Annotated in this window: 2 protein-coding genes and 1 pseudogene; all 3 read right to left on the reverse strand. The window is 34.0% G+C overall.

Annotated features, from left to right (window positions below):
• Positions 1 to 230 precede the first annotated feature (230 nt).
• Positions 231 to 648 (reverse strand): annotated as a pseudogene (locus TY19_RS12865) (transposase); the annotation flags it as partial.
• The gene (locus TY19_RS26850) at positions 649 to 1,266 is read right to left on the reverse strand and encodes an ATP-binding cassette domain-containing protein (RefSeq protein ID WP_445082243.1); all 618 of its coding nucleotides are present in this window, start codon (positions 1,264 to 1,266) and stop codon (positions 649 to 651) included.
• Positions 1,267 to 1,285: 19 nt separating this feature from the next.
• Complete coding sequence (locus TY19_RS06650) at positions 1,286 to 2,422, reverse strand: ABC transporter ATP-binding protein (RefSeq protein WP_042280369.1); 1,137 nt, start codon at positions 2,420 to 2,422, stop codon at positions 1,286 to 1,288.
• Positions 2,423 to 2,507 lie beyond the last annotated feature (85 nt).

Below are 2,507 nucleotides of genomic sequence, written 5' to 3' on the forward strand. Positions count from 1 at the left end.
TGTAAATAGTACCGACTTGAAACTAATCAAAAAATAAATTCAAGGCAAATAAAATTAATCATTTCTAATTGAGATACTCTTAATTTTTCTTAAAAATAATGATAAAAAAAGAAGAAAATTTTCCTGCTTCGCGTTAATAATCGGATAACACTATCGTTTTATATAGAAACCCTTATTAAAATTTTATAAGCTAAATTATAAAAAGAAATAGACAAATGAAAATGCGTAAACTAAATTTTTGATTTTCCCACAGACATTAGTAATAATTGATATTGCTCTGCTAAATTTATAGATGGCGTTTTAGGTTGATGAGTATGAGCGGCAATTGCGGCTAGTATTAATTAAAAAATTTCCGGCATTTCTGTGTCGTGTATGCTCAATTTGAGAAATATTTTTTAGTTGATCATTTACTGTTTCAATGACAGCTCACTTTCTAAGAAGAATTTTGTCTATCAACTTCACAAGCTTCTACTTCCTATTTGATCTTAGGGTTGTCAATAGAACAAGACCTGGTTTCAAAAGCCTTATTGAAAGCTCTTTTGAAATAACCCCCTTATCATCAAATGGCTTCTCAGAAATCCCTTTTGACAAGGTTTCGGCAATAGAGACATCAGCAGCATTTCCAGAGTTAAGCTGAAAAGCCAAAATTTATGATTGGTTTAACTGATATTGTTTAGCTTGTTGAAAAAATAAATGAGCGTATTCTTGGTCTGCTCTCAGCAAATAATCTTGAGTGCCTTCTTCTACTAATTTGCCAAATTTAAAAACCAAAATTCGATCAGCCATCTTGATAGATCCGATTCGATGGGTAATCAATAAAACTGTTTTCCCTGAAGATGCATCAGCAAACTGGTTAAATACTTCGATTTCACTTTTTGGATCTAAGGAAGCTGTAGGTTCATCTAAAATTAACAAGCTTGCATTTTTAACAAAGCTGCGAGCCATGGCAATTTTTTGCCATTCTCCACCAGATAAAGATGTTCCACCGAATTCTTTTCCAAGAGGTGTCAATAAACCGTTTGGAAGGTTTTGCAATGTTTTTTCCAATCCACCAGCTTTTGCTGCTTGTAAAATATGCTCTTCATTGGCATGTATGTTTCCAAGCAAAATATTTTCGCGTACAGTAAAGTGATAATGTCCAAAATCTTGAAAACTTCCGCTTATTAAGGCTCTCCAATTCTGGATATTGATTGTTTTCAAATCTACACCCTCTACAGTAATTCTTCCTTCGGCTGGATCGTAAAATCGAAGTAATAATTTTACGATCGTAGATTTCCCGGCACCGTTATGATCGACAAGGGCCTATTTTTTCACCTTTACGAATTTTAAAGCTTACATTTGTAAGAGCACATCGCCCATCAGGATAAGAAAAAGAAACATTTTCAAAACTAATTTCTTGAGTAAAAACGGGCATTATTTTTGAGTTTTGATCGGAAATTGAGTGATTCGAAGAAGCTAGAAAACGCTTTAGCTTACTAAAAAAAAGAATAATCGGAGTCATCATTCCTGTGTAAGAAATACATCCGGACAGTTGAGACTGGGTCATTACAAGTGCCTGAATCGCTACTACGAGTTCGCTAATTTCTAATGCTTTATTTTTTGTTTGTATGATGATTTGAGATAGGATGAAAAGATAACCCAGAACTGTTACCCCAGATAAAAAAATGGATAGAAAAGATTTCTTCCATCGCTCTTTAGATAAGGCAATATGTAAAGCTAAAGCTCCTTGTTTATACTTTTGGATCAAATAATCTCCGAAAGCAAAAAGCCTCAATTCTTTTGCTATACGCCCGTCTAAAGGTAAAGAAGCGATCCAACCAAGTTTTCTGGCCTCTGGACTTGAAAACAGCATTTGGTCCCATGATTGTTTTTCAAACCAAAATGTTGAAAAAGCGTGAGGCAAGCTTGCTAAAAACATGGCAATAGGAACCCACCATTCAAGAGAACCCAATACAAATAAGACAGCTATGAGTGCGATGCATTCTTTTAGAAATCCTGAACATACATATACAAAATTTAAAGGGCGCCTTGAAGATTCGTTTTTTAGGAACTGTATTTCGTCATATAATTTAGAATTTTCAAATGAATCAAGGCCTTGAATAGCGGAAGCCTTTTCCATTAGTAAAACGTTACAATGACATAAAAATTTTTCATTCAAATGTAATCTGAAAATGGAGACGATGGGACTTAATACAGTATCTGCTAATAGTAGTCCCGTCCATATAGAAACAAACATATAAGGAAAGGAAGATTCTAAGCTGATCCAATCTATCATAGCTTGAATCGAGTAAAGTGACGCTGCTGGGATTAATCCTTGAAGGAGGACAAATGTAAATAAAAAAATAGCTTCGCATGGGGCGGAGAGTAAAAGCTGTTTGATCGACCAGAAAAATATGCGCGTTTTAGAGCTCATCACTTTCATGTTTTTTCTTTATTAAAGATAGGGAACTAAATGTTTTTGTAAAATTTTGCAATCAAATTGCATTTTTTCATTTGATCTTTGCAAA

Origin of the sequence: Candidatus Protochlamydia sp. R18 (assembly GCF_000648255.1) — a bacterium.
In the GTDB taxonomy this organism is placed as follows: domain Bacteria; phylum Chlamydiota; class Chlamydiia; order Chlamydiales; family Parachlamydiaceae; genus Protochlamydia; species Protochlamydia amoebophila.

Excerpts from the sequence above, each read along its gene's own strand:
- TY19_RS06650 (WP_042280369.1), bottom strand. The coding sequence starts at position 2,422 with ATGAAAGTGATGAGCTCTAAAACGCGCATATTTTTCTGGTCGATCAAA.